The following is a 24745-nucleotide window of genomic DNA, read 5'->3' as shown; positions in this document are numbered from 1 at the left end:
GATGTCATCTAACTCGGCAGGCCACACATTTTGAAGGAGGACTTACTCATGGGAGAAGAAATCAAGGTTATCGTCTTTAAACTTGGCGAGGAAGAATACGGCATTGAGGTGGACAAGGTTCAGACCATTGAACGCATGATGCCGATTACGCGTGTTCCCAAAACCTATGCTTTTGTAAAAGGGGTTATCAATCTGCGCGGCGTCGTCATTCCGGTTATCAATCTGCGTGGCAGATTTGGTCTGGGGGAAATCGAGGCTACCGATCAGACACGGGTTATTATCGTAGCGGTCAATGACATGCAGGTCGGTTTTATTGTAGATTCGGCAAGCGATGTTATCGATCTGAATACGGACAGCATTGATTCGCCGCCTGAGGTTGTGGGCGGAATCAAAGCGAAATATCTTCGGGGTGTCGCGAAGGTAGGAGAGGAGCGCCTTCTCGTTATGCTGAATTTGTCCGAAGTGTTAAACAAAACGGAGATCATTCAGCTGGAAGGTCTTGAGGAATAGACAGTGGAGCTGTTTAAGCATAGCAAGGAAATTAAAATGGATGTTCTGAAGGAAGTCGGAAACATCGGAGCGGGCAATGCGGCAACTGCCCTCTCCCGCTTGCTTAACAAACCTATTGATATGGCAGTTCCCCAAGTTCAGCTGCTGCCGTTTGAACAGATCGCGGAAAGTGTAGGCGGTAGTGAACAACTTGTTCTTGCCGTATTCTTGCGGGTGGAGGGAAGCGCGCCGGGAAATCTCTTTTTTATCATGAGTCCGGAAGCGGGGAAGAACCTGCTGCAGAATCTGGCAGGCATCGAAGTGTCGGAGGAGGAACAATTCTCTGAGATGGAGCAGTCTGCGCTGTGCGAGATCGGAAATATTTTGTCGGGATCGTATTTATCCTCGCTGGCCGATTTCACCAATCTGTCCATGACGCCCACCGTTCCTGCGTTAGCGATGGACATGGCGGGTGCGATCTTAAGTTATGGATTGATACAGTTTGGTGAGATGGGAGACGATGCCCTCTTAATCAACACGACGTTTCTAGAAGGGCAGAACGAGGTGGAAGGTCAATTCTTCCTGATTCCCGATCCACAATCATTTGCTCAAATATTCGAAGCTTTAGGAGTGCCTTTAGAGCATGATTGAAGAACAAAGCATAGTGAAAGTAGCGATGGCGGATCTGAACGTCGCAGGTCCAAACGGTATTTTGCGTACAACCGGTCTGGGGTCATGTGTCGGACTTACGTTGTATGATCCGGTGACGAAGATCGGTGGCATGGCGCATGTGATGCTCCCCTCTTCAGCGATTGCCAGAGAAGGGCAGCTAAACCTGGCGAAGTACGCGGATACGGCTCTTCCTATTCTGCTGAACAAGATGAGGAATTTGGGAGCTTCGCCAGCACGCATGGTAGCCAAAATGGCCGGCGGAGCCCAGATGTTTGCTTTTGCCGGTTCCGGTGATACCATGCGCATCGGACCTCGCAATGTGGAGTCGTGCAAAGCAGGCCTGGAGCAGATGGGCATTACGCTGATCGCGGAGGATACCGGAGGGAATTATGGAAGAACCGTTGAATTGGACTGTGCAACGGGTAAATTTACAATACGCAGTGTACAAAAGGGCATAAAGGAATTGTAGCCATGATGGGAAAACTCGGTTTTTATATAATGACTGGAATTGCCGGTTTTGTGTTTACTTTTATTTTTACCATACGTAACAATCTGTGGATGACCAGCATGTATCGGGCTCTCCTTGCATTTGCGATCTGGTTTCTTCTGGCGTTCGCGCTGAAATGGATATTTGCTGCCATCATTGCACCGAGAGCTGATAAGAATGGATCTGGGAACTCAAAGGCGCAGAGCGAGCAGGAGAGAGGAACCGTTCTTGATTTATCCACACCTGATGAGGATCGGGAATTGATGGATCTTATTCATTCCGAATCCGGCAGCAAAGAGAACGGTGACTTTGTTCCGCTGAATCCTCCCAAGCTGGTTTCAACGAAAGATCCTGAAGAACTGGCCAAGGCCGTTCGTCACCTTACGGATAAATAAGGAGGGTGAAGGCAATTGGACGAACGAAAAGCTTCTGTGCTGAACCATATGGAATTATGGAGCGCATGGAAGGAAGACGGAGACCATGAAGCGAAGAAGAAACTTATCGAATATCATCTGCACATCGTTGATTATGTTTCAAGCCGTTTGGCCATCGGTCTTCCGAAGAACGTTTCCAAGGGAGATTTGGCCAGCAATGGGGTAATGGGTTTGATAGACGCCATTGAGAAGTTTGATTATAAACGAGGCTTGCAATTCGAAACCTATGCCTCCTGGCGTGTGCGAGGTGCTATTCTGGATTCGCTGCGCCAAGGGGACTGGGTGCCGCGTTCGGTTCGTGAGAAGGCGAAGAGAATTGAAACTGCATATCAGCAGTTGGAACAGAAGTATTTACGCAGCGTCAGTGACTCTGAGATGAGTGATTACCTTGACGTGACCGAGAAGGAGTTCCGGCACATGCTGCAGGAAGTGGCGGTCATGACACTGACATCTTTGGAGGATCCGATCCGCGAGGAGGAGTCTGAGACCCGAATGTCGCTCCTGGTTGATGAGAAAGCGAAGAATCCGGATCACAAGGTCCATGAATTTTATCTGCGAGAAGCCCTGATGAAGGGAATCGGTAAATTGACCCCGAAAGAGCGGACTGTAGTTTCCTTATTATATTATGAGGATTTATCACTCAGTGAAATTGCTGAAGTGATGTCGCTATCACCTTCACGAATATCACAGCTTCATTCCAAGGCGATTTTGAGACTTCGGGGCGCGCTCGATAAAGATCGGGATTTGCTGATGCAAAACGACTGACGCTTGCCATTTATGAAGGGGGTTCCTGGATTGTCTGTAGATTATGCATTGGATCAGTACTTTAGCGTTACGCTATCGGATGACAAAGTCGTCGCCTATATACAGTTCACCAACTGGGAGAAGGATTTCTCCTGCTCTGTAGAAGCTCTTGAACAATTTCTGAGAAGCCACCAGGTACGATATGGACTTCAACATGATACGTTGCGACGAATCGCAGATCATTCGGAGGAATATCAATATAGTAGAACGCCGATTGCAATGGGAACGGAGCCTATGCACGGACAGAACGGCAAAATAGAGTTCACCGTTAATTTGGGGAATCAGACGAATCTGAAGCCGCTGGAGATCGAAGATGGCAAAGTCGATTATAAAGAAGTGATTCGTTTAAATAATGTGAAGAAGGGCCAATTGATTGCAACCCGAATCCCGCCAACGAAAGGAGTTCCTGGCACCGCGGTTACCGGTGAGGAAATTCCGAGTAAACCAGGCAAGGAAGCTCATTTCAAAGTGGGGAAGAACGTTGTGGTCAATGCTGAGAAAAGCGCAATGTATGCGGCGCTGGACGGGCTGCTGACCAAAACGGAAAAGGGAAAAATCAATGTGTTTCCGGTATATGAAATCAATGGCGATGTTGACTACAGTATTGGCAACATTGACTTTGTCGGTACGGTGGTCATTCGCGGGAACGTTCTTACCGGATTCAGAATCAAGGCAGCAGGGGACATTCGTGTTACCGGCTTTGTGGAAGGCGCAGAGCTCGACGCAGAGGGCTCCATCGATATTTCCGGGGGAATAATCGGATATAATAAGGGGTTTGTAAAGGCTGGACAGGATGTCAAGAGCTCGTTTATCCAGGATGGAAATGTTATAGCCGGTGCTAGCGTATTTGTCTCGCAGAGCATTATGCACTCCAATATCCGTGCGGTTCAGAACATCGAGTGCAACGGCATGAAGGGTCTCGTCGTAGGCGGCGTCCTGCAGGCCGGGGAGAAAGTAGTAGCCCGGACGATCGGAAATACCATGTCGACTGCTACCGTCATCGAGGTTTGGGTTCTTCCCGAACTGCGGAATGAACTGGCGGATCTGAGAGCGCAGCTGAAGCTGTCGATTGAGAGTATGGATAAAACGGATAAAGCACTTTATCTACTGAATCAGTTGGCTTCGTCAGGCCAGTTGTCGCCAGACAAACTCGCGCTGCGCATTAAGCTGAATGCTACCAAGAAATCGAATGTGGCCGAACAAGCGGATATTAAAGACCGTATGCTCGAAATCGAGAAGATGCTTGAGGATACTGGCAAAGCGAGAGTTAATGTGGTAAAGACGATCTACGGCGGCGCCAAAATTGTCATCGGGAGGTATACCCGATTTGTTAAGGACCCCACACAGCGGGTTTCTTTTTACTATCATGAAGGAGATATCACCATGGTGCCGTTATTGTAGGGTAGAACAGACATATTAAATGCTTGTGGATATGATCCTGGCTATGAGGTGATTCCATTGAGTTTAAAATCGGTAGAAATGCAAATCGCAGTACCAAGAACCAACGAAGCGGGCAAAATCCATAATGAGTTCCAGCAGCGCCCCATGAACGATCAGACATTGCTTGCCGGGGAACAGATCAAGAACAGCCGCGCGGAAGCACAGCGAAGCACGGAAGTTAGCGAGACAGCGGAGACAGCTGTTCGTGATGACGGGAGCCGTCAGTCTCCAGGACAGCAAGAACGGGGATCATCCGAGTCGGGCGAATCTGTGGAGCAGCCGGCGGAGCATCCCTATAAAGGCAGGAATTTTGATGTTTCTCTCTAGATAATTTATTGGCACAAAGGAGTTAATGGATTTGGGACCGTGGATATATATCGTGCTGCTTGGCGTAGCGGCGGTGCTGTATGCTTTTATGCTGCCGAAACGCCGTGAAGAGAGTGTATCCAGCGAGCGGGTTGTAAAAGAAGTGGAGAACACGCTTGAAGGGTACATGGCGGAAATCCAGAACGAGAACGAGCAGCTTGTAGAGCTGGTAAGTCAAATGAAGCAAGAGCTTCGTGCAAAGCAACAGGAACAGCAAGAGCAGGTGAGTGATTTGCGTCAACGCATGCTTGTAATGGAGCAGAAAATGATTGAATCCGAAACCCGTCTTCGAACGACGGAGGACAAGTTGGTTCATGCCACTTCCTTGTCTGCAGATCGGGCTGCCGCTTCTTCAGAGGCAGAGGTGTCTCCTCCGGTCGACTCCATCAAATCCAGGTACGCGGAGCTGTTTGATCTGCATGGGCAAGGGAAATCTATCGATATGATTGCCAAGGCGACGGGGCTTCAGCGAGGCGAGGTTCAGCTTATTATTCAATTAGCCAAACAGGAGGAGTCCGCGTGATCAAGAACCGTACATTTATGATGGGCCTTGGCAGCGGTCTTGTTGTCGGCGCGATACTGCTCCAGCTGATGTGGATCGGTCAAGGATCAACCGCATCGGATGCAAAGGATTTAACGAAGGAGCAGCTGATGGCTGCTGCGGAAGCTCTGGACATGCAAGTGATTGAACACTCGGAAGAGCTGTTGACCGCGGACCAGTGGGAAGAGAAAAAGCTCAGTGAGCGTTCTTCAGAGACCGAAGGATCGGATAAGGCCAAGGAAATAGGAACGAAGCAGCCGGATCTACCGGAACAGCCGGAGAAACCTGAGGCGGATGGCAAAGAGCAGAAACCCAAAGAGGTGAACAAGCCGGCGGAGCCGAAGACACCTGTTAAGGCTAATGCCCCCATCAAAGTCAATATTCGAGCTGGAAATAACCTAAGTGATGTGGCAAGTCACCTTTTGAGCGCCGGAGTGATTGACAACAAACAGGCATTCATCAATAAAGCAACGGAGAAAAAAATCAACACATCGATCCAGAGCGGGACTTATTCGTTTACAGCAGGCGAGAGTTACAATTCGATTATTACAAAAATCACAGCAAAACCCTCCAACTAGCATTCCTGGTTGAGAGTGGTTTTTTTCTTTATAGGGCCCTGCCCGACCGTTGATCGTCTGAACCTCGTTTAGAATACAAAAGAATTGCAACCTGCCCATGGTTATGTTATAGTAATTGACGGTGTTAAAACACACGCCAGAGTGATTTCGTTGAGGGTGCTTCCAGGATTGGGAGTCTTAATGAAAAATGATCTTGGCGGAGGGACACACAAAAACCAAACTTAGGAGGTGCGTGAAGATGGCAGTAATCTCCATGAAACAGCTTTTGGAAGCTGGCGTTCACTTCGGTCACCAGACTCGTCGCTGGAACCCGAAAATGGATAAATTTATCTTCACTGAAAGAAACGGTATCTACATTATTGACCTGCAAAAAACGGTCAAGAAAGTTGAAGAAGCATTCAACTTCGTGAAAAACGTAGCTGGAGAGAACGGGACAATCCTGTTCGTCGGCACGAAAAAACAAGCTCAAGATTCCGTGAAAGAAGAAGCAGAGCGTTGCGGTATGTACTACATCAACCAACGTTGGCTCGGCGGAACTTTGACCAACTTCGAAACGATCCAAAAGCGTATCAATCGCTTGAAGCAACTCGAAGCTTGGGAAGAAGACGGCACGTTCCAAGTATTGCCTAAGAAAGAAGTCATCCTTCTCCGCAAAGAGAAAGATCGTCTTGAGAAATTCCTGGGCGGTATCAAGAACATGAAGGGTCTTCCAAGCGCATTGTTCGTTATCGATCCTCGTAAAGAGCGCATCGCAGTAGCGGAAGCTCGCAAATTGGGTATCCCAATCGTAGGTATCGTTGATACGAACTGTGATCCGGATGAAATCGACTATGTAATCCCAGGTAACGATGACGCGATTCGCGCGGTTAAATTGTTGACTGGTAAGATGGCTGATGCCGTTGTTGAAGCTCACCAAGGTGAAGAAACAACAGCTTAATCGGGATTAAACGTATAAAGAATGAATTAAATGAAAAGGGTGGTTGGTAGGTGGATAACCTCTCACTGCCCTTTTTTTAAGATGTCAGAGCCAATAACGCTCATCAGTTGCGCTCCTGATTTCGCAAGGAAACGAATACTTAAAGCAGTCTGGCTTCTTGAAGAGCAGGTGTGCAGACATTTTGTCTTCAGGTCAGAAAGCACACTTCATCATACCAATTTGGAGGGAATTCTAATGGCAGTATCAGCTAGTGCGGTAAAAGAACTTCGCGAAAGAACAGGCGCAGGCATGCTGGATTGTAAAAAAGCGCTGGATGAAACAAATGGTGATATCGACAAAGCGATCGCGGTACTTCGTGAGAAAGGCTTGTCAGCAGCAGCTAACAAAGCTGGACGCGTTGCAACTGAAGGCGTTGTAGAATCCTATATTCACGGCGGCGGACGTATTGGCGTTCTCGTTGAAATCAACTGTGAAACCGACTTCGTAGGCAAAACAGATCAATTTAAAGAGTTTGCTCGCGATATCGCAATGCATATTGCTGCTGCAAATCCTAAATTTGTTCGTCGTGAAGAAGTTCCAACGGAAGAGCTTGAGAAAGAAAAAGAAATCTTGAAGAACCAAGCTTTGAACGAAGGCAAGCCTGAGAAAATCGTTGAAAAAATGGTTGAAGGCCGTATCAACAAGTACTATGAAGAGTATTGCTTGCTTGAGCAATCCTTCATCAAGGATCCGGACAAAACGATCAACACGCTGCTTAACGAAAAAATCAGCACGATCGGTGAGAACATCTCCATTCGTCGTTTTGCTCGCTTTGAGCTGGGCGAGGGCCTGGAGAAGAAACAAGACAACTTCGTTGAGGAAGTTATGGCCCAGGTGAATAAATAAGCCGAATAGGCTAATATAAGTATAGAAAAGAGTGGAACACACCTGTGTTCCTTCTTTTTTAAGAGATATAAAAGGCATAAAGAGAGATAAGATTGTTATAAACTCGGAGTGAAGGCTACCCTTATCTCACTAGAAAGAATGGAATCAAGTCTTAATTAGACGACCAGAAGTTTCTACTTGAGACGGATGTTTTTACCCGATTTTTATAAACCGTCAAGCAGTGCCGGTGTGTCTGTCTGTCGTTTTTCAAACGGGCGTCGTATTCTTAGGCGCCGTCTTAAAGTGGAGGGTTATCATTTGGAACAGCCTGTATATAAACGAGTGATATTGAAAGTCAGTGGGGAATCCCTTTCAGGGCAGAATGGATATGGTATTGATGCTGAGACGATCTCATCGATCGCTGAGCAGGTTCGAGAGGTGGTCGAGCTTGGTGTTGAGGTCGCTATCGTATGCGGCGGCGGAAACATCTGGCGCGGTATCGCCGGCAGCGCGAACGGAATTGACCGTGCAACGGCGGATTATATGGGAATGCTCGCCACGGTGATGAACTCTTTGGCTCTTCAGGATGCCCTGGAGCAGATCGATGTGCCGACTCGGGTACAAACCTCTATCTCAATGCAGCAAATTGCCGAGCCATATATCCGCCGCAGAGCCATTCGGCATTTGGAAAAAGGCCGTGTCGTCATTTTTGCGGCAGGAACAGGTAACCCTTACTTCTCCACCGATACGACTGCAGCGCTTCGCGCAGCGGAAATCGAAGCAGAAGTGATTCTCATGGCGAAGAATAAGGTGGACGGAGTGTACTCTGCTGATCCATTTAAGGATGAAACTGCCGAGAAGTACGAGCAGCTGACGTATCTAGACGTATTGAACAAAAACCTTGGGGTAATGGACTCTACAGCTTCATCGTTATGTATGGACAACAACATCCCGCTCATCGTCTTCGCTATCACGGAGCAAGGTAATATCAAGCGCGTCGTTCTGGGCGAGAAGATCGGAACGATCGTTAAAGGGAGTGTAGATTAATGCCGCAATCGGTGAAAAAGAATGCAGAAGAACGCATGGAAAAAGCGATCCTGTCTTTGAAACGTGACCTGGCAACTCTGCGCGCAGGGCGGGCAGCGCCGGCGCTGCTGGACCGGATCACGGTTGAATACTACGGAGCACCAACTCCGCTCAATCAGTTGGCGAACATCAGTACGCCGGATTCCAGAACGCTTATGATTCAGCCCTGGGACAAGTCGTCCTTGGCCGATATCGAGAAAGCGATCATGAAATCGGATATTGGATTGACACCGGCGAACGATGGCAATCAAATTCGTCTCGTCGTTCCTGCTCTGACGGAAGAGCGCAGAACCGAACTGGTAAAAATGACGAAGAAATTCGGCGAAGAAGCGAAAGTGGCCATCCGCAACATTCGCCGCGATGCCAACGATGACATCAAAAAATTGGAGAAAACGGATATTTCCGAGGACGAGTCCCGGAGACATCAGGAAGATATCCAAAAAGCGACGGATAAATTTATCGCAGAAGTCGACAAAGTCCTCGTTGCCAAAGAAAAAGAAATCATGGAAGTTTAAGAGACTTGTGGCCCCTCCGGTTTATGGTGGGGTTTGTCTCTTTTTTTGCAGAAAGATGCCTGGAGGAAATGGAATGATCAAACGGGTTCGATCGTGGTTGAATCAGGAGGACAGTCAGCAGACGCATCAGCTCTCTCCGGACAACATCCCTCATCATGTAGCTATCATCATGGATGGTAATGGACGTTGGGCGAAACGGCGCGGTATGCCGCGGATCGTTGGCCATCAGAACGGCATGAAGGCTGTTAAAAGAGCAGCCATTGCTGCTGATGATTTGGGAATTAAAATATTGACGATGTATGCTTTTTCTACAGAAAACTGGACACGTCCGAAGGATGAGGTCGATTTTCTTATGAAGCTTCCGCAAGAGTTCCTGGCTATTGAGCTTGAAGAGCTGATTGAGAAAAATGTTCAGGTCAGAATGATGGGGCATCCGGAAGAACTTCCGTCCCATACCGTGTCCGCGATGGAAGAAGCTGTTGCGAAGACAGCCGGCAATAACGGTCTTGTGCTTAACTTTGCGCTCAATTACGGCAGCCGTAAAGAGATCACGGAAAGTTTTAAAGCACTTGGACAAGAAATAAGTGACGGAATCCTTCGTCCTGAGGATATTACAGAGGAACTGATTGGCAGGCGGCTCCTCACAGGCGAATTGCCGGATCCGGATTTACTGATCCGTACAAGCGGCGAGCTGCGTCTGAGCAATTTTATGTTATGGCAGCTGGCGTATAGTGAGTTATGGTTTACTGACGCATATTGGCCGGAATTCACCAAGGATCACTTGGTGGAGGCAATAGCCGAATACCAACAAAGAACAAGACGCTACGGTGGACTGTCGTAGCCGATGGAGGATGGAACGTTTTGAAACAGCGATTGATTACCGGAATTATAGCGGGAGCGGTCTTTTTAGGATTATGTTTCATAGGCGGTCTGTGGTACCATCTTCTTATTCTGGCGATGGCACTAATCGGTTATTATGAGTTTCTGCGCATGACCAATACGGCACCGTTCGGAGGAACGGCATGGATAGGGTACGCGGGGGTGCTGTTGTTTGTATTCCCATGGGGTCCGCTTCAGTTGGATTTTCAGATCCCGTGGGAGCATGTTCTGTGGCTCCTGCTGCTCTTGTTTCTGCTGGCGACAGTGTTCACAAAAAATGTGATTGATATTAAGCGGGTCTCATTATTGTTTTTGGCGTCAGCTTATATCGGCATCGGTTTTTCCTTCATTGCCGAATCGCGACATGCTCCTGACGGTCATGGAATATTCTGGACTTTCCTGCTGTTGGCCTCTATCTGGGCAAGTGATGCAGGAGCCTATTTTGTCGGCCGTGCAATGGGCCGCCACAAATTATGGCCTTCCATCAGTCCGAACAAAACCATTGAAGGTGCGGTAGGCGGAGTTGTCATCGCCGTGTTCACTTCTTTGCTCTTTTCATTCTTCTCTGACGGATTCCTGGCAGCTGGACAAGCGATTCTAATCGGGTTGTCCTGCGCGGTAATCGGTCAGCTTGGGGATTTGGTACAATCCGCATATAAACGGGTGTATGGCATCAAGGATTCAGGCAAATTGCTGCCCGGACATGGAGGAATACTGGACCGATGTGACAGTTGGATCGTTGTATTTCCGTTCGTACATATATTGAGTCTCCTGCCTTACTGATGAAAGGAAAGATGTGCATGAAGAAAATCAGCATACTCGGCTCCACCGGTTCCATTGGTACGCAGACCTTGGACGTGGTGAGGATGCATCGGGAACAATTTCAGGTGGAGGGTCTGGCTGCAGGGAACAATTCGGACTTGCTGCTTCAGCAGGTTAAGGAATTTGCTCCGCGAAAAGTGTCGGTTGCTTCGAAAGAGCTTGCCGACAAAATCAGACATGACCTTCCCGCTGGAACAGAAATCTACTATGGCCGTGAAGGGCTGGTAGAGATAGCGGCAGGGACGGACGCGGAGTTGGTCGTTACAGCCGTTGTTGGAAGCATGGGCCTCCCTTCTACGCTTGCAGCGATTGAAGAGGGGAAAACGATCGGACTCGCCAATAAGGAAACCCTGGTGACTGCAGGTCACCTGGTTACTGCTCGTGCGGCGGCCAAAGGGGTAAAACTCCTGCCTATCGACAGTGAGCATTCCGCTATCTTCCAATGCTTGAATGGAGAACGGCAGGAGGATATTGAAAGGATTACCTTGACGGCATCCGGAGGCTCTTTTCGGGATTATACGCGTGAGCAGCTGGTCCATGTCACAGTGGAGGACGCGCTTAAACATCCCAACTGGTCTATGGGGGCGAAAATCACGATAGATTCAGCCACCATGGTGAACAAGGGGTTAGAGGTGATGGAAGCCCATTGGCTTTATCAGATTCCTTATGACAACATTTCCGTTCTTCTTCATCCGGAGAGCATTATCCATTCCTTTGTAGAATTCCGCGATTCCAGCATCATCGCACAGCTTGGCAATCCGGATATGCGGGTACCGATTCAATACGCGCTGACCTATCCGGAACGTTGGTCTTCGCCTGCTCCAAGGCTATCTCTGGCGGAGGCGGGCAAGCTTCACTTCCGGGAAATGGACCTTGAACGTTTTCCTTGTTTAAGGCTTGCTTATGAATGTGGTAAAATGGGTGGGACAGCACCAACGGTATTTAATGCAGCCAATGAAATCGCCGTTGCCCGGTTTCTGCGCAGTGAAATCTCTTTTCTGCGGATCGAAGAGATTATAGAAGAAGTGCTGCATGGTCATGACAACACACCGGAGCCGGCACTGGAGACGATTGAAGAGAGTGATCGGCTAGCACGTGAATTAGCTTCCCGACTATAGGAATTGAAGCTGTTTTTGAAATCTCCCTTGAAAAAAGCTGACGATTTGTGATTCTCTTGTGGACGATAGGAGAATAATGATAATCTATAGGGACATACTGCGTTCTCAGAGGAAAAGGGGGATGTAAAGAATTGGAAATGGTTCGGGTCGTTTTTTTAACGGTGCTCATGTTTTTTGTTATTGTTACCGTGCACGAATGGGGGCACTATTATTTTGCCCGGCGTGCCGGAATATTGGTTCGGGAGTTCGCGATTGGATTTGGTCCAAAGCTGTTCTCATATAAACGCCATGAAACCCAGTTCACGCTTCGTCTTCTTCCATTCGGGGGATATGCCCGCATGGCGGGAGAAGATCCGGAACTTGTCGAGATTCAGGCTGGTCAGACGATTGCGGTTCGATTGAATGCAGAGAATCAAGTGAAGAAGATTTACCTGGATCAACTTGACAACCGCAAAAATGTCATTCGCGGTGAAGTTCAGTTCATGGATATGGTCGATCGTTTATCGGTAAGGCTTGATGTGGATGGTGAATTCCAGCAATATGAAATCCATCCACAGGCGCTGACGGTTGCCAAAGGTGTTGAGACGCAGATCGCACCAAGAGACCGTCAGTTCGGCAGCAAGACCGTTGGTCAAAGAGCGCTTGCGATATTTGCAGGCCCTGTCATGAACTTCATCCTGGCCTTCATCCTCTTTGCCCTGCACATTCAAATGGCCGGAATTCCGGTGGATAATCCAACTTATGTGCAGATTGGTGAGATCACCAAAGGCATGCCTGCAGACGAAGCCGACCTCAAGGAAGGCGACATCATCGAGAGTATTAACGGAACCGCCATTGGTGCCGATTATCAGAAGATGATCGAATTGATTGCGGCTTCCCAGGACAAGCCGATGGAATGGACGGTACGACGGGGAGAGGAATCCTTCGATCTGACGTTAACCCCTCGCACGATGGAGGGACAGGAAGGCGGTAAGGTCGGGATTGTTCCTGAACTTCCTACTCGATCCGCCGGTCTAGGTGAGACGATTACCGGCTCCGGGACAGCGATGGTAGACACAACCAATATCATCTTCCAAGGATTCAGGCAGTTGATTCAGAAGTTCTCGATGGACGACCTTGGCGGTCCTGTACGAACGTTTGAGGTCACAGGCCAAATTGCAAAACAGGGCATTGAACAGCTGACCTACTGGGCGGCAATATTAAGCTTGTATCTAGGTATATTCAACCTGCTGCCGATTCCGGCACTGGATGGAAGCCGGCTTGTATTCTTAGGCATCGAAGCTTTACGAGGTAAACCTGTTGATCCGAATAGGGAAGGCATGGTTCACTTTGTCGGGTTTGCAATGCTGTTCCTGCTCATGATTGCAGTAACCTATAACGATATACTACGATTGATTAACGGATAGACCCCAGGTACGGCTCGGTGCGCCAGCCGCATCAGAGCCGTACCTTTTCTATTTCGGGGAGAATCCTAGTGCAGGACATATTTTTACAATTAAACAAGGCTGACTTCAATGTCGGCTTGCTCACACATATTGCCAAAATAACGTAAGTCAAGCCCCTGAATCAGGAGCGAAAGACCACGCGTTTTTATTAATGGGAGGAACACGATTTATATGTCTAAGGAATCGAAGGATAAACAATTCGTGACAGAGATCACGCCGCAAGGGGAAGATTTCTCGCGCTGGTATATTGATGTCATCAAAAAAGCCGACTTGATGGATTATTCTCCAGTCAGAGGATGTATCGTTTTCAAACCGGACGGTTATGAAATTTGGGAGCATATTCAAGCAGAGTTGGACCGTCGCTTTAAGGCAACGGGACACCGGAACGCCTACTTCCCTCTTTTTATTCCCGAGAGCTTTTTCCAGAAGGAAAAGGAGCATGTCGAAGGCTTTAACCCTGAGCTGCCTTGGGTAACGGAAGCAGCTGGCGAGAAGCTTGAAGAACGTCTGGCTATCCGTCCGACTTCGGAGACGATGTTTGGGCATATGTACTCCAAATGGATTCAATCCTATCGTGATCTCCCTGTGCTGATTAACCAGTGGGCGAACGTGGTACGCTGGGAAAAACGCACATTGCCGTTCCTGCGTACAAGTGAGTTTTTATGGCAGGAAGGCCACACCGCTCACGAGACGGAAGTGGAAGCTAGAGGGGAAACTATGCAAATGCTCGATATCTACCAGCAGTTTGTGGAGGATTATCTTGCGATTCCGGTCATTAAAGGGCAGAAGACTCCTTCGGAGAAATTTGCAGGAGCTGTTGATACGTTCTCCATCGAAGCGATGATGAAGGACGGACGGGCTGTTCAAGCGGGTACCTCTCACTACATGGGCACCAATTTCTCGCAAGCCTTTGAAATTCAATATTTGAACCGTGAAAATACATTGGAATATGCACATACCACTTCCTGGGGTGTCAGCACACGTCTGATCGGTTCCCTCATTATGGTCCATGGGGATGACCGGGGCTTGGTGCTTCCTCCTAAAGTCGCACCGACTCAAGTAATCATGATCCCGATTGGTCCTCCGAAGACAAGAGAGGCTGTTGTAGGACGTACGGACGAGCTGTTCCGTGAACTGAAGTCCGCCGGTATTCGTGTGCGGGTTGATGACAATCCGGATGTGCGTCCAGGCTGGAAATTTAATGAATATGAAATGCGCGGAGTACCGGTACGTCTGGAGATTGGACCGCGTGACATGGAGAATGGCGTCTGCGTGCTGGTCTCACGCATTACGGGTGAGAAGAAAATAGTAGAGCAGGCAAACCTGACACAGGAAGTGCAGTACATGCTGGAGCAGGTGCACCAAGAAATGTTTGAGCGTGCGAAGCAGTTCCGTGAAGACCATTTCTATTCGGTAGAGACACTGGATGAAATGAAAGACAGCATGGAAGAGAAACGCGGCTTTACATTGGCAGGTTGGTGCGGATCGGAAGCTTGTGAAGATACGGTGAAACAAGAAACCGGTGCTACAAGCCGAAATATTCCTTTTGAACCGGCTGAGAAGAAAACCAATTGCCTCGTATGTGGTGAAGCTGCGAAGCATACTGTTTTGTTCGCCAGAGCGTACTAGTATATCGATATTATGAATTCAGCGGGATAGGTTCGGCGAAGGCAGGGCCTTCGTCAAGTCCCGGAGTTCATCATCTGGAGTAAGCTTCCGGATGGCAGTATGGCGGACGCTCTCTTTATTGGAGCAGGACGAATGGGTGCTGCCGGCGGAGGCTTTATTCTGTTTTTTTCTGAGAATGTATGCTGGGAGAAGAATTTTTATAGTTTTTGTGCATTGCAGGGGGAGGGAACCATGGGCACAACAGAAGATAAAAGGAAGCGATTTGAACTGCTGATGAAGCAGGGAGAAGTTCCGGCCAATCTGGTGGAACCCTATTTTTTGGATGGCGTGATTGAGCAAGTAGAGACAAGCCGGGCGAGCAAGGACTGGAGAATAACCGTTCTTAAGGACACCTTGGTTCCGTCCGAGGTCTACCGTACATTCTGTCTGAGGATTCAGGAGAAGATGAGCCATATCGCCAAGATCAAATTTGTATTCCGGTATGGGAGCAGCGTTCCTGAAGCAGATATCGTGCAAGAGTACTGGAGTTTGTTTTTGGAATGGGCCCATCGGGAAATTCCTTCGGTGAATGGGTGGATGACAAGGGCCAAACATGAGGTGGAGGATGGACAAGTCCTTCTCTCCATGTCGGACGGCATGTCACTTGAGCTTGCCCGCAAGAAGCAGATCGATGCAGCCATTACCCGTTTCTTCGGACAATACTTTGATCTGACGCTGCGTGTGAAAATGCAGGTTGGAGATAACGGTCAGGCGGCTTATGAGGAGTTCGAGCAGAAGAAGCGCGAGGAAGAGCGCGAGGTCATCGAGCAGATCATGAGCAGCATGGAAGCTGAGCTGGATGCGGAGGATGAGGAAGAGGGCGCGGTTCGGCTGCAGGTCGGGTATGATATCAAGGATCAGCCGGTTCCGCTCCAGGATATCCAAGACGAAGAGAAGAAAATTACGATTCAGGGGACCATCTTCGGATTGGATCGTAAGGAGCTTCGCAACGGCAGTACGTTATTCACATTCTATCTGACAGATTTCAGTGATTCCTTGCAAATGAAAATGTTTGGCAAGACGAAGGATGAACTTAAGGTATTGAGCCTGCTTGAAAACGGCAAGTGGGTGAAGGCGCGCGGACGTGTGGAATATGACCGCTTCATGCAGGTACCGGAACTTGTTATGATTCCGTCGGATCTGGGAGAGGTGCCTTCTCCCCCGAGCCGGAAGGATAATGCAGCCGAGAAGCGGGTGGAATTCCACCTTCACACAACGATGAGCACCATGGATGCCGTCACGCCGATCGACCGGTATATCAAGACAGCGGCCAGTTGGGGCCATAAAGCCATTGCCGTAAGCGATCACGGCGGTGTTCAGTGTTATCCCGATGCAGCCAAGAATGCCAAGAAACACGGGATCAAAATGATGTACGGCATCGAGGCCAATGTCGTGAATGATGCCGTCAACATCGTGGAACAGGCACAGCCGATTGAACTCAGCAGTGCGACTTATGTGGTGTTTGATATTGAGACTACTGGTTTGTCCATCACCGCAAATAAAATCATCGAGCTTGCAGCCGTTAAAATGAACGAAGGTAAAGAGATTGACCGGTACGCTACCTTTGTGAACCCGCACGAGAGAATTCCGTATCACATCCAGCAATTGACCAACATCAATGACGATATGGTTAAGAATGCCCCCGAGCTGGAGCCGGTGCTCAAAGAGTTTGTGGATTTCGTAGGCGATGCCGTGCTCGTGGCGCATAATGCGCGATTTGATATGGGCTTCATTCAGGCAGCATTGAAGAATGCAGGCATGGATACCCTGGACAATCCGTATCTGGATACGCTGGAGCTGGCCCGTCTTGTGCATCCGGGACTCAAGAATCACCGTCTTAACACCATGGCTGACAAGTATAAGGTTCTACTGGAGAGCCATCACCGTGCGATTGATGATACAGTTGCGCTGGCAGGGATTCTGAACGGACTGCTTGGCGATGTGGAAAAAACAAAAGGCGTCAAAATCCTGGACCGCCTTAACGATTATGTTGGGACAGATCTGTCCAACACGCGTCCATTCCACTGCGGTATTTATGCACTGAACATGACTGGCAAGAAAAACCTGTACAAGCTGGTCTCCATGTCCCATACCCAATATTTCAAGCGCGTGCCCTGCATCCCTAAATCCAAACTTCAAGAGATGCGGGATGGGTTGCTCGTGCTGTCCGGCTGTGAAAAGGGAGAGTTCTTCGAAACGGTGCTGAACAAGACGGAGGAGGAGGCCGAAGAAATCGCAGATTTCTACGATGTTCTGGAGATTCAGCCTTTGACGATGTACATGCACCTCGTGGATAAGGGACTGGTCGGCAGCCCCGAAGAGATTAAAACGGCGATTTCCAAAATCGTACGCATCGGGGAGAAGCTGAACAAGCCGGTCATTGCTACAGGGAATGTGCATTATCTCGAACCACGGGACAAGCTGTTTCGGGATATTACCATTCATGGCATTACCGGTTTCAGCCCGCTCAAGGATTTGCGCAAGCCGGATGCCCATTTCCGGACCACGGAAGAGATGCTGGAGGAATTCGAGTTCTTGGGTCAGAGCAAATGTTATGAGGTTGTTGTGACTAACACGAACGAGCTCGCGGACCGCTTTGAAGAATTAGAGTTATTCCCGGATAAACTGTTTACTCCAATCCTTGAGGGTGCGGATGAAGAGATTCGTAACACTTGCTACGATACGGCCAAGTCGATCTATGGGGAGAACTTGCCTGAAGTCGTGGTCGCGCGGCTGGAGAAAGAACTGGAGCCGATTATCAAATACGGTTTCTCAGCGAACTATCTGATTTCCGAGAAACTGGTTAAAAAATCGAACCGGGACGGCTATTTGGTAGGCTCGCGGGGATCGGTAGGCTCTTCCGTTGTTGCCACATTCCTTGGCATATCCGAGGTTAACCCGCTCCCCGCTCATTATATTTGCATCAATAGTGATTGCAAGCATAGCGAATGGTTCCTGGACGGCAGCGTTCCGAGCGGTTTCGATTTGCCCGACAAAGCATGTCCGGAGTGCGGAAACATGATGAAAGGCGAGGGACAGGATATACCTTTCGAAACGTTCCTCGGTTTCAAAGGGGACAAGGTTCCCGATATTGACTTGAACTTCTCCGGTGAATATCAGCCGCTTGCCCATAATTTCACCAAGGAGATGTTTGGTGAGAAGAACGTCTTCCGTGCCGGCACCATCGGTACCGTGGCAGAAAAGACGGCTTTTGGTTTTGCCAAGAAGTATGAGGAGCACAACAACAAGCGCTGGCGCGGTGCGGAATTGAACCGGCTTGCGTCAGGCTGTACCGGCGTTAAACGGAGCACGGGTCAGCATCCCGGCGGGATTGTTGTTGTACCGGATTATATCGAGGTGGAAGAGATAACGCCTGTGCAGTTTCCGGCGGACGACGTCAACGCCGAGTGGAAAACAACGCATTTTGACTATCATGCCTTTGAGGCGAATCTTCTCAAGCTGGATATACTCGGTCACGATGATCCGACCATGATGAGAATGCTTCAGGATTTGACCGGGGTGGATCCAACCACCATTCCGATGAATGATCCGAAGGTCATGAGTATGTTCAACTCCACGGAATCCCTGGGTGTAAGGCCAGAGCAAATACGCTCGCCTGTGGCTACATTCGGTGTTCCGGAGATGGGGACAAAATTCGTTCGCCAGATGCTGGTTGAATCCCAGCCATCGAGTTTTGCCGACTTATTGCAAATTTCGGGCCTGTCCCACGGGACCGGCGTTTGGCTTGGCAATGCCCAGGAGTTAATCAAGAATGGCACATGCAACATCAAAACCGTAATCGGCTGTCGTGACGATATCATGTTATTTCTGATCTATAAGGCCGGTATGGACGCAAGCCTCGCATTTAAGATCACGGAAAGCGTGCGTAAAGGCCGGGGGCTGTCGCAGGAATGGATCGACGAGATGAAGAGATGCAAAGTGCCGCAGTGGTACATTGATTCCTGTCTTAAAATCCAGTACATGTTCCCCAAAGCCCACGCCGCCGCATATGTTATTTCAGCGGTGCGAACGGCTTACTTCAAGCTGTATTATCCGATTGAATATTACGCAACGTACTTCTCGGTACGTGCCGAGGATTTTGACATTGAATTATGCTGTCAGGGCTATGAAGCGATATACCGGCGCATTGAAGAGATCGAGCAGCTGGGTTTTGGAGCGAGTCCGAAGGAAAAAGGAATGCTGCCGATTTTGGAGATGGCGCTGGAAATGACCGCAAGGGGATTCAGCTTTAAGAATATCGACCTCTATCAGTCGGATGCGCTAAGATTCAAGGTGGATGGAAATTCACTCATTCCGCCATTCTCGGCCTTGCAGGGGATCGGGGATAACGCGGCCCGCAACATTGCCGCCGCGAGGGAATTCGGCGAGTTCCTCTCCATTGAGGATTTCCAGCAAAAATCGAAGGCGAGTAAAACCGCGGTGGAGCTGTTAACCCAGATGGGCTGCTTCCGTGGTCTGCCGGAGAGTAATCAGTTATCATTGTTCTAATTCTTGTCATTCTTTAATTGCCATGACGCCTTGACAGTCAAGGAGTCATACTTGTCACTATTACCAGACTATGTTATAATTTTTTTGGTAATCATGGAGATAAAACCGTTGTGTAAAGAGTGGGGCAACCCACTCTTTACTCTTTGGTATATAGGAAATGAAGTTGGAGGTTATGTTCTTTGAGCACATCAAAGATTAAAACGACTGTGGAAGAAATGGTGCAGCCGTATTTGAATGAACACGGCTTTGAACTGGTAGATGTGGAATACGTTAAGGAAGGAAGCAACTGGTTCCTGCGCGTGTTTGTTGACAAAGACGGCGGCATTGACATTGACGATTGCGGTTTGATCAGTGAATACTTGAGCCAGAAGCTGGACGAGAACGATCCGATTCCGACAGCTTATTTTCTTGAAGTCTCTTCTCCTGGCGCGGAACGTCCTCTGAAGAAGAAAGAGGATGTTGCGAAGTCTGTTGGCAAGAACGTGTTTGTTACCGTATACGAGCCGATTAACGGATTGAAAGAGTTTGAAGGCAAACTGGAATCCTTTGATAACGAGGAGCTTGTCATTCAAACCGTCAAGAAGCAGTACGTCATTCCATATGCAAAAGTAGCCAGTGCCAGATTGGCCATCATTTTTTAAACGGAAGTTTTGAAAGGGGGAACCGATTTTCAATGAGTATGGATTTTATTGAAGCGATGAACGAGTTGGAGAGAGAAAAGGGCATCAGCAAAGATGTGCTGTTTGAAGCCATTGAAGCGGCACTGATCTCAAGTTACAAACGCAATTTCAACACAGCACAGAATGTCCGCGTTGACATGAATCGTAACACGGGCGTCATCAAGGTGTTTGCACGGAAGCTGATTGTGGACGAGGTTCTGGATCCGCGGACAGAAATTTCACTGCATGCAGCCCGGGAAATCAATCCGCATTTTCAGATTGAAGATATAGCGGAAATCGAGGTTACGCCTCGCGATTTCGGACGGATCGCAGCTCAAACGGCAAAGCAAGTTGTCACCCAGCGCATTAGAGAAGCCGAACGCGGCCTGATCTACAGCGCTTTTATTGACAAGGAAGACGACATTGTAACCGGTACGCTGCAGCGTCAGGATATGCGCAACATCTACATTGATCTTGGCAAGATTGAAGCTGCGCTGCCGCTGACCGAGCTCATGCCGAACGAGAAGTTTAAGCATGGCGACCGGATCAAGGCGTACATTACCAAGGTTGAGAACACAACGAAGGGTCCGCAGATTATGCTGTCCCGTACGCATCCAGGTCTGTTGAAGCGCCTGTTTGAGCTTGAAGTGCCTGAAATCTTTGATGGCGTGGTTGAAATTCGCTCGGTTGCACGTGAAGCTGGATTCCGATCCAAAATTGCGGTGTATTCCCGTAACGACGAAGTCGATCCGGTAGGCTCATGCGTAGGACCGAAAGGTATGCGCGTACAGACGATTGTTAATGAGCTTCGCGGCGAAAAAATTGACATCGTACGCTATTCCGAAGAAGTTGAAGAGTACGTGGCCAATGCACTCAGCCCATCCAAAGTACTTGAAGTCCAGGTATTTGAAGATGAGAAGATGGCACGCGTAATCGTTCCGGATTATCAGCTTTCGCTTGCAATTGGAATCAAAGGTCAGAATGCTCGTCTTGCGGCGAAACTGACAGGCTGGAAGATTGACATTAAGAGCGAAAGTCAAGCGGAACAGGAATTTGGCAGACCGAAATCCCAATCTGGTGAAATGCACCAGGATTCCGTCTCTGTCGATTAATTCCAAGTGACGGGGGGTTGTCGTCTTGAAACAGAGAAAGATACCACTGCGCAAATGTGTAGCGTGCCAGGAAATGATGCCGAAGAAAGAGCTTATCCGGATTGTAAGGACACCTGAGGATGCCGTCCTGATCGATCTCACCGGCAAAAAGTCGGGACGGGGAGCTTATTTATGCGGTAAAGTTTCCTGCTTCAAGCTGGCACACAAAAATAAGTCGTTAGATCGAGCGTTGAAACAGCATGTGAAACCTGAGATCTATGAACAGTTGGCACAGGATTTTATCAAGGTTGAAGATGAATTCCTGGCTGCAAAAGAGAGTGCTGCCGATGATGAATAGGGCGCTTTCTCAGCTCGGCCTGGCCATGAGGGCAGGTAAGGTGGTTACCGGAGATGAGATCGTGCTCAAAGGCATCCGGTCTTCTGAAGCAAAATTGGTTATTCTGGCGGGTGACGCCTCAGATAATACAAAAAAGAAGTTCCGCGATAAATGCGGTTCTTATAAAATCCCTCTGGTAATCGGATTTGACCGGGAAAGTCTGGGCACAAGTGTAGGTAAACCCGAGCGGGTTGTGCTGGCAGTTACGGATCAAGGATTCGCAGAAATGATCTCCAAGAAAATGGAGACAATGTCGGAGGTGGAGTATATTGAGTAAACAAGAAAACAAAGACAATAAACTTCGAGTGTACGAATATGCTAAATCGTTGAACATGAGCAGTAAAGAAATTATTACGATACTTAAGCGTTTAAACATTCCGGTCAATAATCATATGAGCGTAATGGAGAACGATACGGTGTCCAAGGTTGAACAATTCTTCAAAGATATCAAATCCAACGCTGCTGCCAAGCGGGATAGTTCAGAATCTTCCCGAAACGAGAACCGTAAACCTTCGGTTTCCGGAGCCAGTCCGGCTGCAGCGGTATCCAATATTAAATCAGAGGGTACCACCTCTAATGTAAGTACCGAAGGCAGCCGTAATGGGCAGGACGGTATGCGTAATTCAGGACAGCGAGCACCAGGACAACAAGGTCAAAGCCAGCCCAAAAAACAACAGGAAAAGCAGGTAGGTATGAATAGTAGAACTAATCAAAACAACCAGAGTGCTTCAGGTTCCCAGCGTCCCCAAGGAGGACAGGATACCCGAAGAAGTCAGTCTGGCTCCACTCAAGGAGTCCAGCAAAACAATCGTAGCCAAGCATCCAGACCGGCAGGCAGCACGCAGACCGGTTCACGTCCACAGGGCGGAGGTCAAGGGGGTGCACGTCCGCAAGGCAGTAATCAGACTGGATCGCGTCCGCAGGGAAGCAACAACCAAGGCGGAGCACGTCCACAGAGCAAACCGGGTGGAACCGGTGGCGGTTTTTCCAGCTCCAACAACAATAGCAATAACAGCCAGAACCGCGGTTCCAGAACCAACAACAACAATAACAACCGTCAAGATTCCAAGCGATTTGATGACAACAATCGTCAGGGAGGATTCCGTGGCAACAATCGCGGTGGGAAGAACAACCGTGGCCGGAATCAGTATAATCAGCAGCCGCCTCGTGAGAAAATCGACAACACGCCGAAGAAAATTATCGTCCGTGGCAACATGACCGTCGGTGAAACGGCGAAGCTGCTTCATAAGGACGCTTCCGAAGTCATCAAGAAGCTGATTTTCCTCGGCGTGATGGCCACCATCAACCAGGAGCTGGATATCGATACCATTCTGCTGCTTGCTGGGGAGTTTGGTGTTGAAGTCGAAGTGAAAATTCCGGTTGAGGAAGATCGTTTTGAGACCGTTGAAGAAAATGATACTCCTGAAGAATTGAAAGAGCGTCCACCGGTCGTTACGATCATGGGTCACGTCGATCACGGTAAAACAACGCTGCTTGATGCAATCCGCTCAACTAACGTAACGGGTGGCGAAGCTGGCGGCATTACCCAGCATATCGGTGCTTATCAAGTTGAAATTAACAACAAGAAGATTACGTTCCTGGATACACCGGGTCACGAAGCCTTTACAGCTATGCGTGCACGTGGTGCGCAAGTAACGGATATGACCATTATTGTGGTGGCAGCGGACGACGGCGTAATGCCTCAAACGGTGGAAGCTATTAACCATGCGAAAGCAGCTGGACTGCCAATCATCGTTGCCGTGAACAAAATTGATAAGCCGGATGCCAACCCGGATAAAGTGAAACAAGAGCTGACGGAATATGAGTTAGTGCCTGAAGAGTGGGGCGGAGATACCATCTTTGTTAACGTCTCGGCGAAACAGCGCATGGGTATGGAAGACTTGCTTGAAATGATCCTTCTGGTAGCGGAAGTCAATGAATACAAAGCAAATCCTGACAAGCGTGCGCGCGGTACCGTTATTGAAGCTGAGCTGGATAAAGGCAGAGGCCCGGTAGCACGTATTCTCGTTCAGCATGGTACGCTTAAAGTGGGAGACGCGTTTGTAGCGGGCAACTGCTTCGGACGTATTCGTGCAATGGTTAATGACAAAGGCCGTCGCTTAAAAGAAGCGGGTCCTTCAACGCCGGTTGAAATTACCGGTTTGACTGAAGTTCCGGGTGCCGGCGATCCGTTTATGGTGTTTGAAGATGAGCGTAAAGCTCGTAACATCGCTGATAAACGTTCGATTACCCATCGTCAATCCGAGCTGAACACGAACACCCGCGTTACGCTGGATGATCTATTCCAGCACATTAAAGACGGCGAGATCAAAGATCTTAACGTGATCATCAAAGGTGACGTACAAGGCTCTGTTGAGGCACTGAAAGGTTCCTTGAACAAAATCGAAGTGGAAGGCGTTCGCGTCAAAATCCTCCACAGCGGTGCCGGTGCGATCACGGAATCCGATATTATTTTGGCAGCTGCCTCCAACGCGATTGTTATCGGCTTCAACGTTCGTCCGGACGTTCAAGCGAAGCAAACCGCAGAGCAGGAGAAGGTTGATATTCGTCTGCACCGTGTAATATATAATGTAATCGAGGAAATTGAGCAAGCTATGAAGGGGATGCTCGATCCGGAGTACAAAGAAGCCGTGATCGGTCATGCGGAAGTCCGCAGCACCTTTAAAGTGAGTAAAGTGGGTACGATTGCTGGATGTATGGTGACATCCGGTAAAATTGCACGTAATGCAGAAGCTCGCTTGATCCGTGACGGTATTGTCGTTCATGAAGGCAAGATCGATTCCCTCAAGCGTTTTAAAGATGACGCTAAAGAAGTGGCACAGGGTTATGAGTGTGGTATTACCTTGGTAAGCTATAGCGACGTCAAAGAAGGGGACATCATCGAAGCCTTCATCATGGAGACGGTAGAGCGCTAACGAATGAG

The 24745-nt window shown here is 48.8% G+C and carries 24 protein-coding genes; all 24 read left to right on the top strand.

All coding sequences use genetic code 11. From position 1 onward, the window contains the following. Positions 1-48: 48 nt before the first annotated feature. The gene (locus PGL02S_RS03555; RefSeq protein WP_006211307.1) at positions 49-510 is read left to right on the top strand and encodes a chemotaxis protein CheW; all 462 of its coding nucleotides are present in this window, start codon (positions 49-51) and stop codon (positions 508-510) included. A gap of 36 nt (positions 511-546) precedes the next feature. After that, positions 547-1140, top strand: a complete 594-nt coding sequence (locus PGL02S_RS03550; RefSeq protein WP_152826462.1) for a chemotaxis protein CheC — start codon at positions 547-549, stop codon at positions 1138-1140. Then, positions 1133-1630 carry a chemotaxis protein CheD gene (locus PGL02S_RS03545; protein ID WP_006211305.1) on the top strand — a complete coding sequence of 166 codons (498 nt, stop codon included), beginning with the start codon at positions 1133-1135 and terminating at the stop codon, positions 1628-1630. Before PGL02S_RS03550 ends, PGL02S_RS03545 begins: the two co-directional genes overlap by 8 nt. A gap of 2 nt (positions 1631-1632) precedes the next feature. Beyond that, a complete protein-coding gene (locus tag PGL02S_RS03540; protein ID WP_036642078.1) occupies positions 1633-2043 on the top strand; it encodes a hypothetical protein in 411 nt (136 codons plus the stop codon). Positions 2044-2058: 15 nt separating this feature from the next. Continuing rightward, complete coding sequence (locus PGL02S_RS03535) at positions 2059-2847, top strand: FliA/WhiG family RNA polymerase sigma factor (RefSeq protein WP_006211303.1); 789 nt, start codon at positions 2059-2061, stop codon at positions 2845-2847. A gap of 30 nt (positions 2848-2877) precedes the next feature. Next, positions 2878-4287 (top strand): DUF342 domain-containing protein, encoded by a 1410-nt coding sequence (locus PGL02S_RS03530; protein WP_063456012.1) that lies wholly within the window; start codon positions 2878-2880, stop codon positions 4285-4287. Positions 4288-4344: 57 nt separating this feature from the next. Continuing rightward, positions 4345-4653, top strand: a complete 309-nt coding sequence (locus PGL02S_RS03525) for a hypothetical protein (protein ID WP_006211301.1) — start codon at positions 4345-4347, stop codon at positions 4651-4653. Between the two features lie 25 nt (positions 4654-4678). After that, entirely contained in the window at positions 4679-5215 is a 537-nt protein-coding gene (locus PGL02S_RS03520; RefSeq protein WP_036642079.1) for a hypothetical protein, read from the top strand. Then, entirely contained in the window at positions 5212-5811 is a 600-nt protein-coding gene (locus PGL02S_RS03515; RefSeq protein ID WP_036642080.1) for an endolytic transglycosylase MltG, read from the top strand. Before PGL02S_RS03520 ends, PGL02S_RS03515 begins: the two co-directional genes overlap by 4 nt. Positions 5812-6049: 238 nt before the next feature. Continuing rightward, positions 6050-6748 (top strand): 30S ribosomal protein S2, encoded by a 699-nt coding sequence (rpsB, locus tag PGL02S_RS03510; RefSeq protein ID WP_036642081.1) that lies wholly within the window; start codon positions 6050-6052, stop codon positions 6746-6748. Between the two features lie 234 nt (positions 6749-6982). Beyond that, complete coding sequence (gene tsf, locus PGL02S_RS03505) at positions 6983-7633, top strand: translation elongation factor Ts (protein WP_006211298.1); 651 nt, start codon at positions 6983-6985, stop codon at positions 7631-7633. Positions 7634-7930: 297 nt separating this feature from the next. Continuing rightward, positions 7931-8659 (top strand): UMP kinase, encoded by a 729-nt coding sequence (gene pyrH, locus PGL02S_RS03500; protein ID WP_006211297.1) that lies wholly within the window; start codon positions 7931-7933, stop codon positions 8657-8659. After that, on the top strand, positions 8659-9213 hold the full coding sequence (gene frr / locus PGL02S_RS03495; protein WP_006211296.1) for a ribosome recycling factor: 555 nt from the start codon (positions 8659-8661) through the stop codon (positions 9211-9213). Before pyrH ends, frr begins: the two co-directional genes overlap by 1 nt. 73 nt (positions 9214-9286) lie before the next feature. Continuing rightward, positions 9287-10054 (top strand): isoprenyl transferase, encoded by a 768-nt coding sequence (locus PGL02S_RS03490; protein WP_036642083.1) that lies wholly within the window; start codon positions 9287-9289, stop codon positions 10052-10054. A gap of 20 nt (positions 10055-10074) precedes the next feature. Continuing rightward, on the top strand, positions 10075-10875 hold the full coding sequence (locus PGL02S_RS03485; RefSeq protein ID WP_036642084.1) for a phosphatidate cytidylyltransferase: 801 nt from the start codon (positions 10075-10077) through the stop codon (positions 10873-10875). Between the two features lie 17 nt (positions 10876-10892). After that, positions 10893-12032, top strand: coding sequence for a 1-deoxy-D-xylulose-5-phosphate reductoisomerase (locus tag PGL02S_RS03480; protein ID WP_036642087.1), 1140 nt, complete (start codon positions 10893-10895; stop codon positions 12030-12032). 137 nt (positions 12033-12169) lie between these two features. Continuing rightward, complete coding sequence (rseP, locus tag PGL02S_RS03475; RefSeq protein WP_370511098.1) at positions 12170-13438, top strand: RIP metalloprotease RseP; 1269 nt, start codon at positions 12170-12172, stop codon at positions 13436-13438. A 210-nt stretch (positions 13439-13648) separates the two neighbouring features. Further along, complete coding sequence (gene proS / locus PGL02S_RS03470; RefSeq protein ID WP_036642090.1) at positions 13649-15106, top strand: proline--tRNA ligase; 1458 nt, start codon at positions 13649-13651, stop codon at positions 15104-15106. Between the two features lie 231 nt (positions 15107-15337). Further along, positions 15338-19654 carry a PolC-type DNA polymerase III gene (locus PGL02S_RS03465; RefSeq protein WP_036642443.1) on the top strand — a complete coding sequence of 1439 codons (4317 nt, stop codon included), beginning with the start codon at positions 15338-15340 and terminating at the stop codon, positions 19652-19654. 179 nt (positions 19655-19833) lie between these two features. Next, positions 19834-20295 carry a ribosome maturation factor RimP gene (rimP, locus tag PGL02S_RS03460; RefSeq protein WP_006211291.1) on the top strand — a complete coding sequence of 154 codons (462 nt, stop codon included), beginning with the start codon at positions 19834-19836 and terminating at the stop codon, positions 20293-20295. 32 nt (positions 20296-20327) lie between these two features. After that, positions 20328-21425 (top strand): transcription termination factor NusA, encoded by a 1098-nt coding sequence (gene nusA / locus PGL02S_RS03455; RefSeq protein ID WP_006211290.1) that lies wholly within the window; start codon positions 20328-20330, stop codon positions 21423-21425. 25 nt (positions 21426-21450) lie between these two features. Further along, the gene (rnpM, locus tag PGL02S_RS03450; protein ID WP_006211289.1) at positions 21451-21762 is read left to right on the top strand and encodes an RNase P modulator RnpM; all 312 of its coding nucleotides are present in this window, start codon (positions 21451-21453) and stop codon (positions 21760-21762) included. Beyond that, positions 21755-22078, top strand: a complete 324-nt coding sequence (locus PGL02S_RS03445; RefSeq protein WP_172964039.1) for a L7Ae/L30e/S12e/Gadd45 family ribosomal protein — start codon at positions 21755-21757, stop codon at positions 22076-22078. Before rnpM ends, PGL02S_RS03445 begins: the two co-directional genes overlap by 8 nt. Then, positions 22071-24737, top strand: coding sequence for a translation initiation factor IF-2 (gene infB / locus PGL02S_RS03440; protein ID WP_036642094.1), 2667 nt, complete (start codon positions 22071-22073; stop codon positions 24735-24737). The genes PGL02S_RS03445 and infB overlap by 8 nt, the downstream gene beginning before the upstream one ends. Positions 24738-24745 lie beyond the last annotated feature (8 nt).

Source organism: Paenibacillus glucanolyticus NBRC 15330 (assembly GCF_004000885.1).
Taxonomy (GTDB): Bacteria; Bacillota; Bacilli; order Paenibacillales; family Paenibacillaceae; genus Paenibacillus_AQ; species Paenibacillus_AQ glucanolyticus.
This window is presented reverse-complemented; position numbering and strand designations above follow the sequence as displayed.

Coding starts and splice junctions, on each gene's coding strand:
- PGL02S_RS03545 (WP_006211305.1), top strand. CDS start 1,133: ATGATTGAAGAACAAAGCATAGTGAAAGTAGCGATGGCGGATCTGAAC.
- PGL02S_RS03445 (WP_172964039.1), top strand. CDS start 21,755: ATGAATAGGGCGCTTTCTCAGCTCGGCCTGGCCATGAGGGCAGGTAAG.
- proS (WP_036642090.1), top strand. CDS start 13,649: ATGTCTAAGGAATCGAAGGATAAACAATTCGTGACAGAGATCACGCCG.
- PGL02S_RS03480 (WP_036642087.1), top strand. CDS start 10,893: ATGAAGAAAATCAGCATACTCGGCTCCACCGGTTCCATTGGTACGCAG.
- PGL02S_RS03555 (WP_006211307.1), top strand. CDS start 49: ATGGGAGAAGAAATCAAGGTTATCGTCTTTAAACTTGGCGAGGAAGAA.
- PGL02S_RS03520 (WP_036642079.1), top strand. CDS start 4,679: ATGGATTTGGGACCGTGGATATATATCGTGCTGCTTGGCGTAGCGGCG.
- PGL02S_RS03465 (WP_036642443.1), top strand. CDS start 15,338: ATGGGCACAACAGAAGATAAAAGGAAGCGATTTGAACTGCTGATGAAG.
- rpsB (WP_036642081.1), top strand. CDS start 6,050: ATGGCAGTAATCTCCATGAAACAGCTTTTGGAAGCTGGCGTTCACTTC.
- frr (WP_006211296.1), top strand. CDS start 8,659: ATGCCGCAATCGGTGAAAAAGAATGCAGAAGAACGCATGGAAAAAGCG.
- PGL02S_RS03490 (WP_036642083.1), top strand. CDS start 9,287: ATGATCAAACGGGTTCGATCGTGGTTGAATCAGGAGGACAGTCAGCAG.
- PGL02S_RS03540 (WP_036642078.1), top strand. CDS start 1,633: ATGATGGGAAAACTCGGTTTTTATATAATGACTGGAATTGCCGGTTTT.
- PGL02S_RS03550 (WP_152826462.1), top strand. CDS start 547: ATGGATGTTCTGAAGGAAGTCGGAAACATCGGAGCGGGCAATGCGGCA.
- nusA (WP_006211290.1), top strand. CDS start 20,328: ATGAGTATGGATTTTATTGAAGCGATGAACGAGTTGGAGAGAGAAAAG.
- rseP (WP_370511098.1), top strand. CDS start 12,170: ATGGTTCGGGTCGTTTTTTTAACGGTGCTCATGTTTTTTGTTATTGTT.
- tsf (WP_006211298.1), top strand. CDS start 6,983: ATGGCAGTATCAGCTAGTGCGGTAAAAGAACTTCGCGAAAGAACAGGC.